At 67.8% G+C, this 19,431-nt stretch carries 14 protein-coding genes; 7 read left to right on the top strand and 7 right to left on the bottom strand.

Translation table 11 applies throughout. The features are described from left to right. The first annotated feature begins 566 nt into the window (after positions 1-566). Positions 567-1,505 carry a replication-relaxation family protein gene (locus ACFOYX_RS28260; protein WP_322443815.1) on the top strand — a complete coding sequence of 313 codons (939 nt, stop codon included), beginning with the start codon at positions 567-569 and terminating at the stop codon, positions 1,503-1,505. 125 nt (positions 1,506-1,630) lie between these two features. Here the strand turns inward: ACFOYX_RS28260 and ACFOYX_RS28255 are convergent, their stop codons facing one another. Genes ACFOYX_RS28255 through ACFOYX_RS28245 form a run of 3 tightly spaced genes read right to left on the bottom strand, consistent with a single transcriptional unit; the run spans position 1,631 to position 3,257 of the window. Continuing rightward, positions 1,631-1,891 carry a hypothetical protein gene (locus ACFOYX_RS28255; protein WP_322443814.1) on the bottom strand — a complete coding sequence of 87 codons (261 nt, stop codon included), beginning with the start codon at positions 1,889-1,891 and terminating at the stop codon, positions 1,631-1,633. Then, positions 1,882-3,039 (bottom strand): FAD-binding oxidoreductase, encoded by a 1,158-nt coding sequence (locus ACFOYX_RS28250; RefSeq protein WP_322443813.1) that lies wholly within the window; start codon positions 3,037-3,039, stop codon positions 1,882-1,884. The genes ACFOYX_RS28255 and ACFOYX_RS28250 overlap by 10 nt, the downstream gene beginning before the upstream one ends. Then, positions 3,036-3,257, bottom strand: coding sequence for a hypothetical protein (locus ACFOYX_RS28245; protein WP_322443812.1), 222 nt, complete (start codon positions 3,255-3,257; stop codon positions 3,036-3,038). Before ACFOYX_RS28245 ends, ACFOYX_RS28250 begins: the two co-directional genes overlap by 4 nt. Positions 3,258-3,496: 239 nt before the next feature. Here ACFOYX_RS28245 and ACFOYX_RS28240 point away from each other — a divergent pair, with 239 nt between their 5' ends. The 4 genes from ACFOYX_RS28240 (at position 3,497) to ACFOYX_RS28225 (ending at position 5,774) form a co-directional block, all read left to right on the top strand. Continuing rightward, positions 3,497-4,516, top strand: coding sequence for a DUF5919 domain-containing protein (locus tag ACFOYX_RS28240; RefSeq protein WP_322443811.1), 1,020 nt, complete (start codon positions 3,497-3,499; stop codon positions 4,514-4,516). Continuing rightward, positions 4,513-5,319 carry an inositol monophosphatase family protein gene (locus ACFOYX_RS28235; protein WP_322443810.1) on the top strand — a complete coding sequence of 269 codons (807 nt, stop codon included), beginning with the start codon at positions 4,513-4,515 and terminating at the stop codon, positions 5,317-5,319. Before ACFOYX_RS28240 ends, ACFOYX_RS28235 begins: the two co-directional genes overlap by 4 nt. A gap of 142 nt (positions 5,320-5,461) precedes the next feature. Beyond that, positions 5,462-5,695: a fumarylacetoacetate hydrolase family protein gene (locus ACFOYX_RS28230; RefSeq protein ID WP_369292990.1), complete on the top strand. Its 234-nt coding sequence runs from the start codon at positions 5,462-5,464 to the stop codon at positions 5,693-5,695. Continuing rightward, positions 5,637-5,774 (top strand): hypothetical protein, encoded by a 138-nt coding sequence (locus ACFOYX_RS28225; protein WP_322443809.1) that lies wholly within the window; start codon positions 5,637-5,639, stop codon positions 5,772-5,774. Before ACFOYX_RS28230 ends, ACFOYX_RS28225 begins: the two co-directional genes overlap by 59 nt. 327 nt (positions 5,775-6,101) lie before the next feature. On the opposite strand, the gene ACFOYX_RS28220 is transcribed toward ACFOYX_RS28225, so the two are convergent. Continuing rightward, on the bottom strand, positions 6,102-6,935 hold the full coding sequence (locus tag ACFOYX_RS28220) for a helix-hairpin-helix domain-containing protein (RefSeq protein WP_322443808.1): 834 nt from the start codon (positions 6,933-6,935) through the stop codon (positions 6,102-6,104). 664 nt (positions 6,936-7,599) lie between these two features. On the opposite strand from ACFOYX_RS28220, the gene ACFOYX_RS28215 reads away from it, so the two are divergent. Further along, complete coding sequence (locus ACFOYX_RS28215; protein ID WP_322443807.1) at positions 7,600-9,834, top strand: UvrD-helicase domain-containing protein; 2,235 nt, start codon at positions 7,600-7,602, stop codon at positions 9,832-9,834. A 315-nt stretch (positions 9,835-10,149) separates the two neighbouring features. On the opposite strand, the gene ACFOYX_RS28210 is transcribed toward ACFOYX_RS28215, so the two are convergent. Both ACFOYX_RS28210 and ACFOYX_RS28205 read right to left on the bottom strand, forming a co-directional pair. Continuing rightward, positions 10,150-13,254 (bottom strand): sacsin N-terminal ATP-binding-like domain-containing protein, encoded by a 3,105-nt coding sequence (locus tag ACFOYX_RS28210; RefSeq protein ID WP_322443806.1) that lies wholly within the window; start codon positions 13,252-13,254, stop codon positions 10,150-10,152. Beyond that, on the bottom strand, positions 13,244-16,312 hold the full coding sequence (locus ACFOYX_RS28205; RefSeq protein ID WP_322443804.1) for an SNF2-related protein: 3,069 nt from the start codon (positions 16,310-16,312) through the stop codon (positions 13,244-13,246). The genes ACFOYX_RS28210 and ACFOYX_RS28205 overlap by 11 nt, the downstream gene beginning before the upstream one ends. A 470-nt stretch (positions 16,313-16,782) precedes the next feature. On the opposite strand from ACFOYX_RS28205, the gene ACFOYX_RS28200 reads away from it, so the two are divergent. Further along, positions 16,783-18,984, top strand: a complete 2,202-nt coding sequence (locus tag ACFOYX_RS28200; protein WP_322443803.1) for a UvrD-helicase domain-containing protein — start codon at positions 16,783-16,785, stop codon at positions 18,982-18,984. Here ACFOYX_RS28200 and ACFOYX_RS28195 read toward each other — a convergent pair. Then, the gene (locus ACFOYX_RS28195; RefSeq protein ID WP_322443802.1) at positions 18,923-19,429 is read right to left on the bottom strand and encodes a hypothetical protein; all 507 of its coding nucleotides are present in this window, start codon (positions 19,427-19,429) and stop codon (positions 18,923-18,925) included. The genes ACFOYX_RS28200 and ACFOYX_RS28195 overlap by 62 nt on opposite strands. Positions 19,430-19,431 lie beyond the last annotated feature (2 nt).

The raw sequence follows: 19,431 nt of genomic DNA, 5'->3' as shown, positions 1-19,431 counted from the left end.
AACTCGCCCTGCCCGGCGGACTTGCTATGAGCCGCTGGCCTCAACTCACCCTGACAGACAGGGTCGCACCGGCCCCGGCCTCGCCGGACCTGTCACGTCAGGAGGCCGCGTGAGGGAACCACTACCGGCGACTTTTGTCAGATCAGGCCGCCCCTGTCAGACCAGCGCCTGTCAGGAAGCCCGCTTCCTGACAGGCGCTGACCCGACCTGTCAGAGCGAACACCGCCCCGCCCGGCACGGCACAGCAGCCAGGGCACCTACGGCCCCTTCACCCGCGTCCCGATCCTCAGAAGGAGCGACGAGCATGCTGACCCAGGTCAACGGCCCCCACCCGCGCCACCAGCGCTGTCACCGACCCGCATCACACGCCCGCTCACACCACGGTCACAGCGGTGTGACCGGCCGTGCCGGTGTCGGTGTCGATGCCCGTTTTACCGTCGGCCTTGATACTGATCCCCAAGCCGACCCCCCGTACTCGCTGACAGCCCAGGTCAGGCCTGCTCTCAGCGGCGCCGGTCGGTTCCAGACACACCCTCATGTGTGGGGTGTCCCCCCAGGGGCCGCCCATGCGTAAACCGCTACCGGCACCGGATCCGCTGCTGCGCCTGCAGGCCAGCATCACCGCCCGCGACGACCGACTCCTCGGCTGGCTCTACGACCACGGGCTGCTGACCACCGACCAGATCGCCGCTGCCCTGTTCCCGTCCCTCGATTTCGCTCAGCGCCGGCTACGCCGCCTCACCGTTCTTCGCGCGGTGGACCGGTTCCGACCCAACAAACTCGACGGTGGCTCCTACCCGTACCACTACGTCCTGGACCAGCTCGGCTACAGCCACGTCCGCGCCCAACGCGGACTCGGCCCGCCACGCCGGGACCAGGCCCGCCGCCGCAAACAGTCCCTCACGTCGCGCCCGGACCTACCCCATCTGCTTGGCGGCAATCAGGTCTTCATCGACCTGGCTGCCCACGCCCGCACCCACCCCAACAGCCGTCTGGACCGCTGGCAGCCCGCGTCCGCCTTCCACGACCCGGGCGCGTTCTACCGCAGAGGCGGGGACCCGCAGATCATGGTCCACGGTCCGAGCGGCTTCCCCCGCCCGGACGGTGCCGGGGTGTGGACCGAGCAGGACCGTTCGGTGCCGTTCTTCCTCGAATACGACACCGGCCGTGAACGCCTCGACATCCTCACCGAGAAGATCGCCAAGTACGAACGCTTGTACGCGATGAGCACCTGGGCATGGCCGGTCCTGTTCCACCTACCGTCGGCGCGACGTGAGGCGAACCTGCACCACCGCGTCACCGGCACCACGCCACGGGCGTTCATCGCCACCACCGCCGCCGACCTACGCGCCGCCACCGGCGCGAGCCCCGCCGAGCAGGTGTGGCACCCGATCGGTCTCGGCGCCGGCCGTCGCCGCCTCATCGACCTGCCCTACACCGACACCCGCCACGACCAAGAGTTCCCCACCCGCACCGCGCCCGGCCCGCACGGGCGAGCATCCTGATGGCCTTGACGGTGTGAGCAGCCCGGATGACCGGGCTGCTCACACCGCCTATTCCGCGCCGACGGATGCGGTAGGGCCGGAAGCCGGGCGGGCACCTGCGACCAAACGGCGAGCCACCCGTGAGATCACGGAGCTTGATATGTCCGCTGCTCCGACTGCCACGCCCGTAGCGCACCCTTGATCCGCTGGTTCTCCGCCCGCATCTCGTCCCGCTCGCGAATACGCCGCTGCAGCTCGAAGGCAAGGCGGTGCAGCAGCGCATCGACTTCCTCGACCTGGTAGCCGCGCCGCCCTCGCCGGGTCAACGGCAACGCCAGTGCGGCGATCCGATCCGGGGTGAGCGGGCCGCGCAGCGCGTGCCGGCTGCGGTAGACGGTCACCGCCACGGAATCCGATCCGGCAGGTGGATCCGCTCGCCCGGCACCCCGGCGGCGAGCAGCCGCAACCTCGAGCCCGCCAGCATCGCCGGCGGCCCGCACACATAGACCTCCTGCTCACCGCGCAGGTGGTCGAGGGCGACGGTCAGCGCGTCGCCCCGCTCCCCCGGCTCAGCGAGCGGATCATGGGAGAACGCCGGCACGACGGTCAACCAGTCGTGGGCCTGCTGAAGCTTGTCGAGGGTGATCGCGTCGTACAGGACCGCCACATCACGGCTTCCGGCGATCAGCGTCACGCGCCGACCGTCCGGGGCGGCGGCGGCCTGCTCGACGATCGCGCGCAGCGGTGCCAACCCGGTGCCGCCGGCGATCAGCAGCAGGTCTCCGTCGTGCAGGCTCAGCCCGGTGTCCGCCGGCGGGCCGAGGTGCACCAGCTCTTTCGGGCGTACCTGATGAACGAGGCTGGTGGAGACGGCGCCGCCGCGGACCGCGCGGACGTGCAGCTCGACGGTGCCGTCCGGCCGCGGCGCGTTCGCCGGGCACAGCCAGCGCCACCGGCCGGGTCGGCGCGGTGTGCAGACCGGAACCGCCTGGCCGGGCCGGTAGGGCAGCCGCCGCCACGGCCGTGCCGTGATGACAGCGACCCCGCCGCAGGCCAGGTCATGGTCGAGCACCTCCACCGGCCACCAGGCGGGGCCGTCCCCTGCTCTTATGGCTGCCCGCTCGACTTGCTGCCAGGGCACGGTGGTCCGTAGCGCGTCGTCGATGACCGCCTGGTGCTCTGGTCGCAGGCCGAAGCGGCGGTACGCGCGGCCCAGGACGCTCAGCAGCGCCAGCCTCTCGGGGCGGTCCGGCCGGTCGGTAAGCCGGCGCAGGGCGGCCTCGATCAACGGGGCGTCCCGCTCGGGCAGCAGACCCGGGCGGCGGTCCTCAACCTGCTCCCAGAACGAGCGCCGCCGCAGGTAGCTCTCCGCGCGGCGGTGCTGGGCCTCCGACCAACCCAGGTACGGCAGGTCGGCGCCGGAGGCCAGCGCTCTGGCCACCTGTTCCGCCAGCCGGTCCCGGTCTACCCCGATCAGGTACGGGGACAGCTCCGCGTCCGCCGCGACCAGACTGAGCCAGCGGGCGACCACCTCGGGTGCCTCCGGTCCCGTCACGCCGGCTCCCCGAGCTGCTCCTCCGTCAGGCCGGCGGCGTGGATCGTGGCGTCGGCCCAGCGGGCCAGGCAACACGGGTACGGGACGCGTTCGCTGCGGCACAGCTGGCCCTGCGGCCAGAGCTCGGGGGCGTGGACCCGGACCGCGTGGGCAGCGAGGGCCAGGTTCTCGTCGGTGACCGGGGTGAGCACGGGAAAGTCGGCGAGTACGGCGGACATCGGTGGGCGCCTCCGGCAGTGGGGTGCGTGGAGTGGCACCGGGGCGGGCGGGGACGGCCGCCGCCGTACGGGGGAACGACGCGGCTGGAGCCCAGCACCCGCCCCGGGCCATGCGTCCACCCTGCTCAGCCGCTCGGACGCGCAACATGACTACGCACTGCACCTCAGCGGAAACTGCGCCGCACGGCATGGAGCTAGGCTGCCCAAGAACCGATCTCAACGTGACCTAAGGCGGCACGATGACGACCGTGCACCGATGGACCGGCCTGGAAACGCGAGCGCTGCGCCAAGCCCTACGGATGAGCATCCGGGACTTCTCGGCGCACCTCGGCGTTGCTGAACGGACAGTGTCGAAATGGGAAGCCGGGCAGGAGGCGGTTTGCCCGCGACCTGAGATGCAGGCCGCCCTCGATACGGCGCTGAGCAAGGCGGGTGAGGATGTCCGCGACCGGTTCAGGGTAGTGCTCCACGCAAACGAGCCGCGCCCCGTCGCTGGTGCTGCCCAGTCAGATCTCGGCACGGTTGCGCGTCAGCGGGTGGCCGCCGCCCGTGCCGCTGCCGCCCTGAGCGCCGCCGAATTCGCCGAACGGCTGGCTGCTGCCCTCGGCTGGCGTCCGAACAGCGAGGCGGTACTGCGCTGGGAGAGCAGCGAGACCCCGCCAGCGGACGTCCTGCTGGCTCTCAACATGCTGGAGCGACAAGCTGCGCCACAGCCGTCCGCTGCGCTTGCCGGTTTGACGGCCGTCTACCCGAGCCGGTCGCAGCTCTCGGCGCACCTACCGCCGGACCAGCTTCTCGACGGCGCCCAGGACATTCGCGCGGTCGGCCTGTCGCTCAACATGCTCTGCCAGGGCTACGCCGACCGCCACTGGCAGGCACTACTCGCGAACAGCGCCCGAGTCCGATGCCTCTTCCTCGATCCATCCGGCTCTGCGATCCGGGCTCGTGAGATGGAGGAGGGGTTCCCCACTGGTCAGCTCTCGGCACTGACGAAGCTCAACATGGAAACGTTGCTACGGGTGCGTGACCGTCTTCCTGCCGAACTGCGAGACAGCATGAACCTCGCGACCTACGACGAGACGCTTCGCTTCAACATCGTCTTGGTGGACGATCTGTGTGTGGCGCAGCCCTACCTTGCAGACAGCCGCGGCATCGACTCCCCCGCCTTCGTAATGGCCCGGGATCAGGCGGGAACCGGTCTGTATCCGCTGTTTGAGCAGGTCTTCGAGTCGCAGTGGCAGCGACGGCGGGTGCTGTGAGCGCCTACCGTGACCTGCTGCCGGTCGCAGAGGAAGCGGCGAGGCGCGCGTCCGAGACGATGCGACGGCGGCCACCAGGCACGCTCACCGTGAAGGGCGACCGCGACGTCGCCTCGGAACTGGACTACGCGATCGAACGCGAACTCCGGGCGTTTCTGGTCACGGAGACACCTGAGATCGGGTTCCTCGGCGAGGAAGAGGGACGGGTCGGCTCGGCCGAGATGCAGTGGGTCCTTGATCCGATCGACGGCACGGCAAACTTCGTACGCGGTTTGCCCCTGTGCGCCGTCTCGCTCGCTCTCGTGCACGAGAGGGAGGCCGTCCTCGGCATCATCGAGCTGCCCTTCCTCGGATCTCGATTCACCGCCGCCAAGGCCGATGGCGCCTACGCGAACGGCCAAAGGATCAGGGCAAGTAGCACCATGCGCATGAGTGAAGCCATCGTCGCCGTTGGCGACTACGCGGTAGGCATGGACGCCGAGGCCAGAAATCGGTTGCGACTCGCCCTGGCCGCTCAACTCGCCGCTGAGGTACAGCGGGTGCGCATGACCGGCAGCGCTGCACTCGACCTGGCATGGCTCGCCGAGGGCAGGCTGGACGCCGCGTTGACCTTGTCGAACCATGCCTGGGACATGGCGGCAGGAGTTGTCATCGCGCGGGAAGCGGGAGCTGTCGTCATCGACCAGAACGGTGCGATTCATGACGTCGACTCGACCGTCACACTCGCGGTCGCGCCGTTGCTCGCGGAGGCTGTCCTCGCGACTTACCACAGGGCCGCCTCGGCGGCGACGGACAATCGATGATCCGGCGGCCGCGGCACGACCGGCTCCGACAGCGCCCTGCTCACGCGCTTAAACCGTTGATAACTAATAGCTGCTCTGCGTCGGCATGAGCTACCGCAACCACATGCTGGAGATGGGCCGCGACCTGCCCTAATACCCAACGCTGTTCGCCAAGTTGGCCGACGCGCTCGTCGGCGCGAGCGACGATATCGAGCTGCGCCCCAGTTCAACAGTCGACGGGGAGGCCGAACTGGCCGTCGTCATCGACAAGACCGCGCGCGCCGCCGACGAGCAGCGCACCATCGACACCCCTGCACGCCGCCGGCGAGGCGGACAAGGTGTGGTGGCGGCTCTGGCTGGAGGGCCGCGTCGTCGTGCTCGCCGACGGCCTGGATGAAGTCCTCGCCGACACCGCCCAGCCCGCCGACCGGTACCGCCTGCTGCGCGAGGCCATCCGGGACGGCTCCCCCTGGTGATCGCATCGCGCCCCACCGATCCGCTGCGCGACTGCTACAAGTGGAGCCCCACGACGTCCCAACCCGGCTCCACCTGCATCGACGACTGCCCGTTCCGGCTATGCCCACTGCCCCGAAGGAGACGAGTTGCCGGATGCCGGGCGGAAGTAACCAGACCTATTCGCCACGGCCGGGCCCGTGCCGGGGCTTCGGCACCTGCCGGTTGAAGCGCGGCTTCAGGACCAGGACTGCCAAGGACCACGTGCTGGGCCGATCCTCGAGTCGGTCCTGTTCGTCGACCCGGGTCCGGGGCAGCCTCAGCCGAGCCGATACGTCTGGCGGCTCTGCTCAGGTAGGCGTACGCCTCGGCGGGGTCGGGGCCACATCGAGTACGCGGCCCGGTGGCGGCGGCTGGCCGACGGGCAGCCCTTGCTGCGGTACACAGGTCACCAGGTTTCGGAGGTGAGCGAACTCGTGGGGCGCGAGGTTCGCGACCGCCGCGAACTCCTCCACGCTGCCGAACCCGCGGCGCACCTGCCGTTCGGCCACCACCCGCTGCGCACGCTCCGGCTGAAAATGAGCAAGAGCGGCGAGCTGTTCAAACGTCGCCGCGTTGACATCCAAGGCCCCTGGATGCGCGGCCACCGGCGCCGACGGCGGTTGCGGCGCCGGTGGCGGTGACGGCTGAGTGGGCACGAGCGCCGCCGCGGCCCCGTCACCGGCGTAGAGGGCGGGCTGCGGCATTATCTCGGCGACGGCGGGCGGCGCCGATGTGGGCAGTGACGGTAGTCCTGTCTGCGCCGGTGGATACGGGCTGCCGGGCCAGGTGGGCGGCGGCGCCTGGGGGCGGGCGTACCAGGGAACGTGGCCGGCCCGCCAGCGCAGCCACGACGAGTTGATCAGGCAGCCGTGCACGATACTCGCCACCCACATCGCCAGCAGCACGACCGTTGCCACAGTGCTTAGGGTGCTTGTCTTGTCCGCCTCGCCGACAGTGGCGAAGGACGTCCAACCGATCACCAGGTAGACGATGCCCGCAATCCACCAGGTCGGGCGTCGGGCGCGCAGCCCGATGTAGAGGAATCCGGCCCCAGCGAGGAAGCCGCAGCCGGCGATGGGCAGCAGCAGCCAGAGGCTGTGCCGGATCCGCCAGCCGAGGCTCGCTCCCGGATTCTGGGGCACGGGTGGAGGCTGCCATCCTCCGTTAGGCACGCTCGACATCTCGTTCCTCCTGCAGGCGCTGCACGTTCACGTTGGTCCTCGCGTCTCGATCGTCCAGCGGGCTCTGCACCGCCGTCACGGCCGCTACGGCCAGCGGTAGGAGTATCAGCGAAACACTCACCGCGCCCCCTAGATCATGCCGCCCCTTCAGAACTTGATGATCTTCCACCAGGGCGCGCAGCGACGCATCGTCGGGGTGGATAGCACCAGGTGAACGGACCGGTGGGTCCGGGACAGCCACCGGGTCCGATCTCGGCGTTGCCGGCGCTCCAACCGAAGGATCTGATCTTGTGGCCGGCCACCCGTCTTTGTAGGCTCGCTCGCCCCGACATCAAATATGGAGGGACCACGGCAAGCGCTCCCAGCCGTCGTGTCGCCGCTCAAGACCCGTTGCCTGTGACCCGCGCTGATCGCGCTCGTCCCCCGACCGGTCGTCCCGGGCGCCGAAAGGTTGAGCGGGCGAACACACACTCGACCGAGCGACAAGATCGTTGACCGACCGTACGGTCAGGGGATCCTGAGCGGACTTGCTGAATCGGCCTCAGCCTCCTCGGCTCTGCACGAGGAGGGCCGATTTCGTCGCAGCAAGGCGCTACGGTGTGCGCCATTTCAGCGGGAGGTCCAGATGGATGCGGTCTCGGAAGAGTTGAGTCGCGAGCAGAAGTACTTCGACGCGGCTTGGGACCACCGGGAGCGCATGCGCCGGACTCTGGGCCTCGCCGCAGGCGCTGCCGCCAACAGCGGCGCCGCCGCGAGGATCAGGCAGGACACGCAAGCGCGGCTGGCCCGCATAGGCGGATCGGACGAGCCCGTCGCCTTCGGCCGGATGGATTACGAGGACGGCGAGGTCTTCTACATCGGCCACCACGCGATCTTTGATGACCACTCCGAGCTGCTCGTCATGAACTGGCAGGCGCCTGCCGCCGCCCGCTACTACGAGGCAAGTCACACCGAGCCCTTTGGCCTCCGGCTCAGGCGCAGTTTCGAGTGCTCGAGCAACACGATCGAGTCGTTCAACGACACAGTGTTCGCCCAACTCGCCGCTGATGTCGCCGAGTTGGAGGCGCACGAGTACGTCGACGACGCGCTCCTCGCAGACCTCAACAGCAACCGCACCGGCACGATGCAGGATATCGTCCGGACGATCCAGGCGGCGCAGTTCGATCTCATCCGCGCCCCGATCGACCAGCTGTTGATCATCCAGGGCGGACCGGGCACCGGCAAGACAGCAGTTGCGCTGCACAGAGTCTCGTGGCTGCTGTTCAACAGTCAGGGTCGACTTTCGGCCGAGGATGTGCTCATCATCGGCCCGAGCCCCACCTTCACGCGCTACACCCGCACGGTGCTGCCCAGCCTGGGTGACACGAGCATCGAGCAACGTGACATCAACCAGCTGCATCCACCGGTGAAACGTGGTCGCCAAGAGGATCCCGAGGTCGTGAGGCTGAAGGGCGATGGCAGGATGGCTGGTCTCGTGCGGCGGGCGCTCTACGCTCGGGTCGGGCCGCCCGAGGGACAGCATTGGGTTGAGGCGCAGATCGAGGGCCGCCCCGTGCCGATTGCCGCGGAGGAGCTCAAGCCGCTGATAATGCGGTGCCGTGCCAGCGCCGGCACATACGCCGAGCAGCGGCACTTGTTCCGGGATCTGCTGACCGATCTGGTCTCCCCCCGGGTCCACGTGAACCCGCAACGACTGCGGACGGCACTCGATCCCGTCATGGACAGGCTCTGGCCGTCGTTCACCGCCGCATCGTTCCTGCGTGACCTCTACGGATCCCGCGACCGGCTGATGGGAGCAGCGGGCGACGAATTCACGGCCCGGGAGGTTTCACTGTTGCACCGGCGGCCCGCCGATCGGCTCTCGGAAGAGACGTGGAGCGATGCTGACCTTGCGGTGCTCGACGAGGCGGAGCACCTCATCAACAGCGTGGAGGCCCCTTTTACGCACATCGTCGTCGACGAGGCGCAGGACCTCTCCCCCATGCAACTGCGAGCCATCGCCCGCCGCTCCGCCAACGGGTCCATGACCGTCGTCGGGGACATCGCTCAGTCGACCGGCCACTGGGCGCGTGACGACTGGGACGAGCTTCTCGATCACCTACCTGCCGATCTTTCCCAAGTCCGCGAAGAGCTGCGTTACGGCTACCGCGTACCTCGACAGGTCTTCGAGCTTGCGGCCCAGCTCCTGCCTCTCGCCGCTCCTACTGTGCAGGCACCGCAGATCGTGCGGGACGGACCGGCCGAGCCTCTCATTCACCGAATCGACGGGGACGGGCGTGCGGCTCAGGCCGTCCGCGTCGCGATGGGGCACGCGGCCCACGGCCGCTCCGTGGCCGTCATCTGCCCCGCTTCCTGCCGCCCGGACACCGAACGAGAGCTGAAGGCCAAAGACGTGGCCTGGCGTGCCGCCTCCGCTGGTGAGCTCGGCCCAGGAATCAACCTGGTCGGTCCTCAGGAAGCCAAGGGCCTCGAGTTCGACGCGGTCGTCGTCATGGAGCCGGAAGACATCGTCGCCGAGGACGACCGGGGCCACCGCTTACTGTATGTCGCACTGACGAGAACCACGCGGTATCTCGACATCGTCTGCGTCGGGGACCCGCTCGCTATGAACGACGACGAGCGCGGAGCGGGCGAACCGACGACGGACGGCGCCGATGAACCCTCCGATGCGGGGACCGGCGATGCGGTCGACGCGGAGGAGGGTTCGGAGTTCGAACCGGACCCGTGGGGAGAACTCCTCGACGAGTTGCTCAATTCGAATTCGGACGCAGCCGCTGGGTCAGATGCGGCCGAAGCCAAGGAGGGCCCGCACGTTGGTCCTCGCGCAGCGGTGGAGCCTTCCAACGCCCCGCCACCCTGAGGACACGTTTCCCAGCGGTTCGTCGACCTGGCGGCGGAGGAGGTAGTTGCACTACTCCGCGGAACTGTCGCGCCGAATCTGTGGAAATCCGTACTGGCCAGAGCGGGCGAGATCCTCGACGCAGAAGGCTGAACCCACGGCGACGGGTGTTACGCAGCAGCTCAACTGCCTGCCCGCCGAGCAGAACCTCCGCCGGCCGATGGGCCAGCGACCCGACCACGGGTACTCAATACCGTCAACCGGCCTGCTGCCCCTGGGACCACACATCGGTCCGACCCGTACTCCCGGCCCTGGAGCCGGCCCGATTGCCGCCGCCTACGATCCCGCGACGGTGGCCATCGCCTGCAGATCGAGCAAGTGCTTCTCCGTGTAGCAGATAGCGACTGGCTGACCACAAAGCTCGATCCGCAGGCCGTTGTCCGAACCGCCCTCGGCGCTTGTGCGCCACTGCAGGAGCTGCTCCAGCAGGTCCTCAGATGCGACGTGGCCATGCAGGAACTTGCTCGTGCAGGTCGGGCAGAGACACAATGCGTTGCCCTGGCGGTCGATCCAAGCGGCCGCTGTGTGTGAGACGAGGTGAAGGACCTCGAAGTACGGAGTTCCGTCCCGCTTGGGAAAAGTGGCGGCACAAATCTGGCAGCGGCCACCGTACTGCTCGAGCAGAAACTGGCGTACCGCAGGATCCTTGTCGTCCCAGACCTTGCGGCCGAGGGCGCGGAACCGATCTCGTGGCGCCGGCTCATCCGTCAAGTCCTGCCTGATCGCCTCCGCGGTCCGCTGCCGTCGAATGGCAGGGGCTTGGACCGTCCCGGAGGTGGACGGCAGGTCGACCCGGGATTCTGCGGGTACCTGGGCCTTGTCGAAGGAACCCTGCAGCGCGTCGGCAAAACCCTCGGGAGTGAGGCCAGCACCAACCTCCTGGTCGGTGTCGTCGACGCCTCGCCACTCGTAGCGGAGGCGCTGCATCATCTCAGCGGCCTTCTCCGGGTGCTTGCGAACGAATTGCAGGAAGTCCACTGGCAGATGGAACTCAGCACTCGCCTGCTCGATGTTGGAAGTGCGCAGGCCAAGAGCATCGGCAAGGGCCTGGTTGGGTGTGAAATCGTTCGGTAGGTCGTCGAGCGACACCATCGCAGGCTCGACGAAGGAGCCGTCCTCCGTTGGCAGCCACGCGTGTGCGGCGGCCACCTCCAGCGCCGTAGAGGTCGTGTCAGCCCGCTCGCTGTTGACGTAGTCCCGCCGAGTCGATGACTCCACGACCCCACGCAGCCGGTTCGCGTGCGGTAACAACAGCTGGTTCCAGACATACGCCGATCGCTCATGGTCCGGACTGGCCAGGGCGGGGTCCAGGCCGGCGATGGCCAGGTCGGGATCAAATCCGTGCAGGCCGCGCCGGTGGCTGCCGTGAAAGCTCCAGATGACGACATGGCCCTGCGGGTTGGACTCACGCAGGGAAAACCGAACGCGGTCCGCCACGCCCAATTCGCTGAGCTGGCGGCGATACCGCTGATAACGCTGATGGAGAAACCAGCCGTGTTCGCTCGGCAGGAAGTAGTGTTCGAGGTCGGGGTCCGGCCAGTAGGCAACGGACGGGCGCTGATACGAGTACGTCGTCCCACCCGCCCACCGGCACAGCAGGAAGGCCGTCTCCCGCAACTCCTTCAGCAGGTCGGTCCTTCGCGATCCGCTGGCGGTTTGCAGGGCGTGAAGGATGGCTGGGAGGTCGCCGTCATGCTGATCGTCGTCAACCGACGCGGTCCAGCCACCGTACCGCGGCAGGACGTGCATGATGACCTCGTCCACCGCGTTCGGCTCGGTAAGACCGAGACGTTGGAGGAAGGATCGGGCATCCGGGTCCGCGACGATCGCTCGCCGGACAGTCGGAAAACTCGAGGGCGTCGTCCTGGGTAGATAGGCATGCGGGCGTTTGTCCGAGCCGAACGGCACGACATGGCGGCCGTCTTCTAGACGGATCAGGGGCATGGTGCGGGCCGGTCCGGGGCGGTCCCAGTGTCCCCGTGGCTCACGCCACAGGGCGGGGCTCTGGGCGAGGAAGCGGTACAGACGGATCAGCCATTCGTCCTCGGCCGACGCCAGGAACCCGGTGCTGAGCTGAGAGACGACCCACTCAGGAGTGATCTCGGCGACTCCGAGGGTGTTACGCAGGTAGCTCCACAGGGCGGGGCTTCGGCTTTCGGTCAACTGCTCCGGCTGCCAGTACAGCTTCTCGGCCATGCCGGTCAGGGCGCCTAGCTGCGTTGGCGTCAACAGTTCCTGCATACTGCGCGCCCGCGCGAGGCGTACGCGCGAGGCGGGCGCATGACGCATCGGGCCCGCGACCGGCAGGAGGGCTCGGGTCTGCACGGCATCGCGAAGAGCGTCGAAGAGCGGTCGTAGCAGCGAGCCTTCGGGGAATGCTTCCGGCGTGACGGGGAGCACCTCGAACACGTCGAGACCGAGCCGACCGTCGCGACGCATCTCCTCAAGAGCGTCGACCATGAGCTGCGCGGCTTCCGCCACGATCGTCGCGTTGTCCGGCTCGTGTTCGGGTACGTTGTCCCGCGCCGGAGTGGTGCGCAGCGGCGCCTGCAGCAGGAATCCGAGCCCGGTCGGCTTGTCGGTCGGGAAGTAGACGACCAACGGCGCGCGGGGAACGCGTTCGACCAGGGCATCCGGCCCGGGACCGGTCAGTTTGAACGCGACCTCGACCCGCTGACCCGGGTGCCCGATGTGGTCGAGAGGGCGGCGGTACACGCGCCAGTACTGGTGCTTGGTCACCCGCCCGTTCTCGTGGACTTTCAGCTCCACGTCGGGTGACTGCCCGCCGCGCGCGTTGCGGGAAAGCGTGGTCACGCCACTTTCCCCTCGTATCGCAACTTCCCCAACGTGCCCGAGGAAGATCAGTGCGACGGGGTCGAGGCGCTCAAGGCCACTACCGATCTCGCTGCGCGCGGCATGCGGAGGCGCGTCGTCGCGATCGAACGGAAAGACGAACCTGGTGAGGTCGGGGTCCAGGTCTGCCGGACACTCGGCAGGCTCCGGCCGGACGTAATGCTGGATGCGGAAATGCTCCGATTCGGAGTGCACCTCGGGTGCCCGGGTGTAGGCGTAGACGGACTTGAAGCCGATGCCAAACTTGCCGATGCTTGTCAGCTCGCCGGTCTTGGTGGAGGCGTCGACTCCGCAGATGCCTCGCACGTCCTGCTCGTTGAACGGGCGGCCGTCATGCTCGACGACGAGGCGATCCGCGTGCAGCGCGAAGGCGACCCGCGATGCCCCAGCGTCCTCGGCGTTCTGGAGGAGCTCGAAGATGAAGTGGGTGCGGTCGGCGTACAGCCGTTGTAGGAAGTCCAGGTGGCGGGTGCCTTCCCCGTACTCCCGGATGTTGTCCTCGCGGATGCGTGTGTAGTCAGTTGGCATGGCTGATCGTCAGCACTCCCTCTGCGAGACGATGGCTGACGATGTCGACGCGACGTCGTTCTTCCAGTTGCTCACGGCGCTGCTCGAATTTCCGCACGGCGCGTGCTCGTTGTGCCGCGAGCATGGTCCGCATTCGAGGCTCCGTCTCGTTGGTGAGGCGGTCGTCGAGGCGCTGCTGGGCTCGTTGGTGGTGAGCTTCGAGGCTTCCGGTTCGGCGGGCCAGCATTACGTGGTTGAGGGCGCGGGCATCCCTCGCGGCGTCTCGGCGGCGCTGCTCTGCGTAGCTGTCAAGTGCCGCTCTGACCTCCTGCAGGTCAGCGGCGGGTCCGCCATCCCCTGTCAGCGCGTTGGCGAGCAGCGCGAAGAGGCGACGCTCCACGATCTTGCTGGCCGTCAGCCGGGCTGCGTCCACGACGAACGACACGGTGCGGAACTCCGGCCGCACGGCGATGGTCTCCCAGGTGTCGCAGGCAAAGACATAGCGGCCTTCCGGCAGATCCGGATCGACGACGCGAAGCTGCGCGCGAAGCTGCTGGTCCTGAGCTGGCGCGAGGGCCGACACCGCGAGGCGAACGAGCGGATGGGTGGCGGTCAAGAAGGTGATCGACCGATCCCGGCTGGCTGCCTCGTCGGAGAAGGTCAGCCGCAGGCCGCTGTCCTTTTCATTGAGCCACTGGCGCAGCTGCTGGACGGGCCGGCCGCCGCCGAGCCTCGCTTCGTTTCGATTGATGGCGGCGAGTAGTTCTGACCGAGCGGACTGAGGCAGTCGGAGCCGCAGCTCGTCCTCGGAGAGCCGATCCAGTTGTCCGGAGAGAGGGGGCCGCGTCAGGTACGCGCGGACCAGTTCCTCCAACTGCTGCTCGGTGACCGCCCGACCCTCTTCAACGAGGGCGTCGAGGTCCTGGGTGAGACTGTCGTCCAAGCCAAGCAGGTCCTGGCTCGCGTCCTCGACGCCCCGGGTCTCGGCGACCAGCCGGACGGCGTTGTCAGCGAGCTGCCAAGCCCGTTCCTCCATCTGCTCCGGCGTCAGGTCCGGGCTGGTCGCGATGGCGGCCAGGTCCTGCGTCATCTCGCCGAGCACGCCTTCAAGGTCACCGACGGTGTCTCGGAAAAGGTCCAGCCGTTCCCAACAGCGATAGAAGACCCGCTCCTCGACGGTCTCGGGGGTCACGAAGTTGAGGATCAGTACCTTGGGGCTGCGCTGCCCAAACCGGTCGATGCGGCCGATGCGCTGCTCGATCCGCATCGGGTTCCAGGGGATGTCGTAGTTGACGAGCCGATCACAGAACTCGTAGTCGAGGCCCTCGCAGCCGACCTCGCTGGAGAGCAGGACGTCGAGGGCCTCCGCGTTCTCCCGGTCGAGGCGGAACCGGTCCCGCAGGCGCTGCCGGTCGGGCTCGGCCACGCGTCCGGTGACGACCCCGACGCGGACGCCGGCCGCCGTCAGGTGCTCGGCGAGGTAGTCGAGGGTGCCGAGGAAGAACGAGAAGACGAGGAGCTTTCCGGGACCGTCGACGGCGCGGGCGTCGCTGACGGCCTGGAGAAGCCGCTCGAGTTTGGGATCGTCCAGCGGCAGTTGACGGGCCATCTCACGCAGGTCCGGATCCGTCGGAAGGGGAAGCCTGGGCGGATCGTTGTCGGGTTGGGCCTCGGGGGCGTCGGTCAGATCCGTGATGGCCGGCTCGCCGGCCGCCACGATGCGTCGAGCGAGTGCGGGAAGGCAGCTCGACGCCTGCCGCTCGAGGGTGTCGAGAATCAGGCGGACCACGACCGGGTTGTAGCGGGTGAGCAGCTGGTCGCGGCGGGCTTCCAGAAGGCGGTCGTAGAACTGGCGCTGCACCGGTGTGAACGGCACCGACACGGTGTGCGGCTCACGGATGGTAAACCCTCCGATGTCCCGTCGGCGGGTGCGGTTCACCAGTGGCGCGAGAGTGTTCAGCTCCTCGATTTCGCGCACGCACCGGACCCTGTCGTCGGTCGTCAAGATTGCCGCGGCCAGACGCCTGCGCACGTCGTCATACCGGGGATCGATCGCGATCGCCTGCCGGCCCCAGCTGGTGTACGCCGCGGTGTCCAACGCCTTGAGCGCCTCCTTGGCGGCCTCGGGCGCACCGCTGCGCAGTGCCCGCACGGCGGCGTTGAGGTGTCGATTGGGCTCGACGACCTCGAAGAACGTCTGCCGATCCGGGAACAGGTCCGGGCGTAGCAGGTTGAGCAGGGTGAACAGGTCCCGGGCGTGCGTCTGCACCGGTGTGGCCGAGAGCAGGACGAGGGCAGTGCTGATCTCGCTGAGGTACTCGGCGAGATCGTGCGAGTTGGTGCCCGGCGTACGCAGGTGGTGTGCCTCGTCGGCGATCACCAGGTCGAAGGTGGGCGGCGGGTCCAGCTCGCGCAGGCCCTTGTCCTTCTTCCGCTTGGTATCCCCCTTCAGGTACGCCGTGCGGGCGAAGAGCTCATAGTGCACGATCGCCCGTCGGTACTCCTCAGGCCAGGCGCCGTCCAGGTGAGCCTCGTTGAGGCAGTAGCGCAAGCTCGACGAGTCGAGCACCCGGAAGTCCTGGTCGAAGCGGCGCATTTCTTCGCGCCACTTGACCGTGAGCGCCTTGGGGCAGAGGACGAGCACGTGGTCCAGCGGCTGTCGGGCTGCCAACTCCTTCATGATCAAGCCGGCTTCGATCGTCTTTCCGACGCCGACGTCGTCGGCGATGAGCAGCCGCGGCTCGTCGGCGCGGGCGAGGCGCAGGAGCGGCCGGAACTGAAACGGCACGTACTTGATCCGCGCTGCCCGCAGCGAATAGACGTGATCGGTGAGCGGGTGACTGAGCCGGGCGGCGACCAGGCGGGCCCGGAACTCCTTGGGAGACAGGCCGCCAGTCGTTGCGTCCTGTTGCGCCGCTGCGAGCACCAGCTGGTCCTCTGCGTACTCGCGCATGCTCCCCGCTTCGTGGAAGACGCGATAGCGGCCGAACCCATCGACGCTTTGAAGAATCTGGATGACCGGTCCGACTCGACTGGGGTCGGCTTGAACGGCAACGATGTCACCGACGTTGAATCCCACGCGCGCCCCTCGAACTCGCCCCACGCTTTTGGCCCTCAACCGCCGCCTCGCCCGGTGCCCAGAGCATAGGCACGCTTCGACGGTCTCGACGGGGCCGTTCAACCGTATGGAGATCGATCTGCGCCGAAGGTCGTAGGCCAGAGCCGTTTCGGCTTGAGGCAGTCACCCACCCGCCGCTCGGTTATTCACCACCGTCCGCGTGACGTGGCTTCGGCACCTGCCCGTTCGAGCGCGGCTTGAGGGCGACGACCAGCGCTTCCTTCGTACCCTCCGGGTTGTCAATCTCCTGCCAGCGGACCTCGCACCGACCGGTTCCCCCGGCTACCAGCAGCAGGTCCGCCGGCGGTGGTGACGGGTCGAGCAGCAGGCCGGTGCCGAAGGCGGGTGGGGACTGCGCTCGCTGCGACCTACGGAAGCGTGATCATCTTATGCGGCCTTGATCAATTCGGGAGTACGCCGAGGATCAACGCTTGGGTAGGCTGCAGTCCAAGACGGAATCCGACATCACGGGGAGCGCGATGTACGACCACCGATACACGCCGACCTTCAAGGATTGCGTCCAGCGCTACCAAAACCGCTCGGAGGTTCTCGCCGCGCTGTCCCAGACTCTCACCGAGCTGGCGATGCAGCCCTTCGGTAACCCGCGCCTCCAAACGCACGCCGTCAAGAAGGCCCAGCAGGACACGTTCACCTCCTATGTGACGAACCAGGGGCACCGGCTCATCTGGCGTCGGGTCGGGAACGTCATCGTGCTCCTGCTCTTCGGCGAGCATGATGCCGTCTACCGACGCGCCGAGCGCCTCCGGCTCGAAATCGACGACACGCAAAACGTGCTTCGGGTTATCGATGAAGACCCTGAGACCGGGCAGCAGGTGCCGTACACCCAGCGCCGAGCCGACGAGGGGCGACTCTTCATGGCCTGGAACGACGCCGAGCTTGCCGCCTTCGGCTTCGCGCCCCAGGAAATCAAGGTTCTTCGACGGCTGAACGTCGACACTGACCTGACATCGCTCGACTCGCACATGCGGCCGCACGCTTGGCAAATGGCGATGAACCTGGCCATGTACGGCGATCCACATGGAGAGACGCCCTCCCCGGTCGTCGACGAAGAGCCCGCCCTCGTGGCCGACCCACCCGCTCCGGTGGACGAGCGACTTTCCGACGCGCTCAGCACCCCGAAGACCAGCCCAGAGTTCGTGCCGGTGCCCGCTGACCGGCTTGCGGACTGGCTGGCTAAGCCGATCGAGGACTGGATGGTCTACCTCGATCCGGCTCAGCAGGACCTGGTGGAGCGGACATACAGCGGACCCGCACGGATCAGGGGTGCTGCGGGAACGGGAAAGACGGTCGTGGCTCTGCACCGCGCCCGAGCGCTAGCGCGGCTCGGCAAGCGGGTGCTGGTGACCACCTACGTCCGTAACCTGCCCGAGGTGTACCAACAGATCTTCGCCCGGTTCGCCAAGCCCGAGCGGGACCTGGTGGAGTTCGCCAATGTGCACCGTTGGGCACTTCAGTACCTGCACCGGCACGACAAGCCGATCAGGGTCGACCAGCAGGCCGCCAACAACGCCTGGCGAGCAGCGCAGTCTCGTGTTGTCACTGCCGCCAGCCCTCTCAAGAGAGCTGGTCTGAGCTCCGCCTACCTGCGAGAGGAGGTCGACTGGGTAATCCGTGGCCGTGCGCTGCCGGACCTGGACTCGTATCTCGCACTCGAACGCAACGGGCGAGGGACTCCGCTTTCCAGGGAGCTCCGCACCGATGTGTGGCGGCTGGCCGACGAGTACGCGTCGGAGCTGGCGAACCGGGGAGCGGCTGACTTCACCGACGTACTTCTCAAGGCACACGAAGTGGCGCGGTGCAATCCTTCCGAGTACGACGCGGTCATCATCGACGAAGCCCAGGACCTGACCGACGCTGCCCTGCGTCTCCTCTACGCACTGGTCGGGGACCGCCCCAACGGGCTTCTGCTAGTCGGCGACGGCCAGCAGTCGATCTATCCGGGCGGATTCAATCTGTCAGCGGTGGGCGTCCAGGTACGTGGGCGCTCTCATGTCCTGACCCACAACTACCGCAATACGCGTCAGGTCTACGAGGCAGCCCAAGCACTCATGGCCGGCCACCACTTCGACGACGGCGGCGAGCGGCCAGAGACAGGTCTACGATCGGTAGAGCTATCCCGCACCGGAGCTCCTCCGGTGCTCTCCACCAACGCATCAGCTGAGGAGCATGATCTGGCCCTTGCCGAGGCCGTCGAGTCGGCGATCGGGGAGGGAACCGGGATCGGGGACCTCGCCGTGCTGGTACCGACCCACGCACTCGCCCAGCACTACACCGATCTGATCGATTCGTTGGGCCTGCCGGCCCAACGGCTAGAGGACTACGACGGCACCCCCACGACTCTCGTCAAGGTCGGCACGTACCAACGGGCCAAGGGTTTGGAGTTCAAGAGAATCTTCCTGCCGCGGCTCGACGCCGACGGCCTCCGGGAGCGTCCCGGCCGCGGCGAGGACGCCGAGTCGCACGCGGAGCGGACGGCTCTGCTGCGCCGGCAATTGTTCGTCGCCATGACCCGTGCCCGTGATGGTCTCTGGCTTGGCTGGGTGGGAGCACCTAGCTCACTTCTGCCGCCGTCGCTGACGGGTAGCTCGACAAAGCTTTCTCGCGAGAGGTGAGCTGCGGTCTAAGCGTGCGGTCCAGCAGCGCGGCATCTGCTGTCGGTAGAGGCAACAATGCGCGGCGGAGGTACACGCTCCACGCCTGCGGCTTGGGGAAGGCTGCCATCTGCTCGATTAGCGGCTGTAACTCCAAGCCGCCCGGATACGGCACCAGCCCATCTATATCCAAGTTGCAGCCGGAGGAGAACCGGCGTCCGGCAATTTCCACCGGCGCGTCGAGGGACCGTGCCGCGTTCAGTGCCACCGCAGTCCCGATGATCCGGCCCCTGTCTCGCGTCGGGCTCCGCCACGCGCCCCGCGTCGCGTAGAGAAACAGTCGGTCGCCTGCGGCCAGCGCCGCCACCTCGGCCCGCGGGGTGGCGGGAAAGGCCATCCGCTGTTCGCGAAGCACCCAGCCGATGGCGTCTCGGTCGCCGAGGATCAACAGGTATGAGCGAGACACCG

Origin of the sequence: Micromonospora sp. GCM10011541 (assembly GCF_042650725.1) — a bacterium.
In the GTDB taxonomy this organism is placed as follows: Bacteria; Actinomycetota; Actinomycetes; order Mycobacteriales; family Micromonosporaceae; genus Micromonospora; species Micromonospora sicca.
Note: the sequence above shows the minus strand (reverse complement) of the source record. Positions and strands in the feature narration are given on the sequence as shown.

Excerpts from the sequence above, each read along its gene's own strand:
- ACFOYX_RS28260 (WP_322443815.1), top strand. The coding sequence starts at position 567 with ATGCGTAAACCGCTACCGGCACCGGATCCGCTGCTGCGCCTGCAGGCC.
- ACFOYX_RS28245 (WP_322443812.1), bottom strand. The coding sequence starts at position 3,257 with ATGTCCGCCGTACTCGCCGACTTTCCCGTGCTCACCCCGGTCACCGAC.
- ACFOYX_RS28240 (WP_322443811.1), top strand. The coding sequence starts at position 3,497 with ATGACGACCGTGCACCGATGGACCGGCCTGGAAACGCGAGCGCTGCGC.
- ACFOYX_RS28215 (WP_322443807.1), top strand. The coding sequence starts at position 7,600 with ATGGATGCGGTCTCGGAAGAGTTGAGTCGCGAGCAGAAGTACTTCGAC.
- ACFOYX_RS28210 (WP_322443806.1), bottom strand. The coding sequence starts at position 13,254 with ATGCCAACTGACTACACACGCATCCGCGAGGACAACATCCGGGAGTAC.